The organism is Photobacterium sp. GB-50 (assembly GCF_003026755.1).
Taxonomy (GTDB): domain Bacteria; phylum Pseudomonadota; class Gammaproteobacteria; order Enterobacterales; family Vibrionaceae; genus Photobacterium.
This window is the reverse complement of the sequence record NZ_PYNX01000056.1, coordinates 1-715: the sequence shown is the minus strand read 5'-3', so window position 1 is coordinate 715 and position 715 is coordinate 1. Positions and strand designations below refer to the sequence as shown.

The 715-nt window shown below is 45.5% G+C and carries 3 tRNA genes and 1 rRNA gene; all 4 read left to right on the top strand.

The annotated features are described in order from the left end of the window. Positions 1–116 (top strand): 16S ribosomal RNA (locus C9J41_RS21670); the annotation flags it as partial. Between the two features lie 99 nt (positions 117–215). Continuing rightward, a tRNA-Glu gene (locus C9J41_RS21665) sits at positions 216–291 on the top strand. Positions 292–293: 2 nt separating this feature from the next. After that, positions 294–369: transfer RNA gene (locus C9J41_RS21660), tRNA-Lys, on the top strand. A 31-nt stretch (positions 370–400) separates the two neighbouring features. Next, positions 401–476 (top strand) — tRNA-Val (locus tag C9J41_RS21655). Positions 477–715: the final 239 nt, after the last annotated feature.

Genomic DNA, 715 nt, shown 5'->3' with positions numbered 1-715 from the left:
CACCAGAAGTAGATAGCTTAACCTTCGGGAGGGCGTTTACCACGGTGTGGTTCATGACTGGGGTGAAGTCGTAACAAGGTAGCCCTAGGGGAACCTGGGGCTGGATCACCTCCTTACCTAAAGACTTACTGTTTAATGCAGTGTCCACACAGATTGCTTGGTTAAAATGTAAGAGAGCCACTTAATGTTGCCCAACAACATTAAGTATGAACATTGTCCCGTTCGTCTAGAGGCCTAGGACACCGCCCTTTCACGGCGGTAACAGGGGTTCGACTCCCCTACGGGACGCCAATGGGTCGTTAGCTCAGTTGGTAGAGCAGTTGACTTTTAATCAATTGGTCGCAGGTTCGAATCCTGCACGACCCACCATTCTTTCTCACGAAGGAAGTAAAACTATCGTGGGCGATTAGCTCAGTTGGGAGAGCACCTCCCTTACAAGGAGGGGGTCACTGGTTCGAGCCCGGTATCGCCCACCACTCTCTAAAAGTTTTCTGCACGGATTTCGCAGATTTAATGAAGAATACCTTTGTTAAGTCCGCATTTTTGTCGCTGAAAATCGTTAGAAAGTGGTTATCGTTAGATAATTGCATGCTCTTTAACAATCTGGAAAGCTGACTAGTAAATTCAATCGATAGATTGATTTTAAAAATGTTCTTCGAAAGAAGAACGAGTTCTCAAAACATACACATTCAAGTGTCTGTGTTTGCTTTCACTT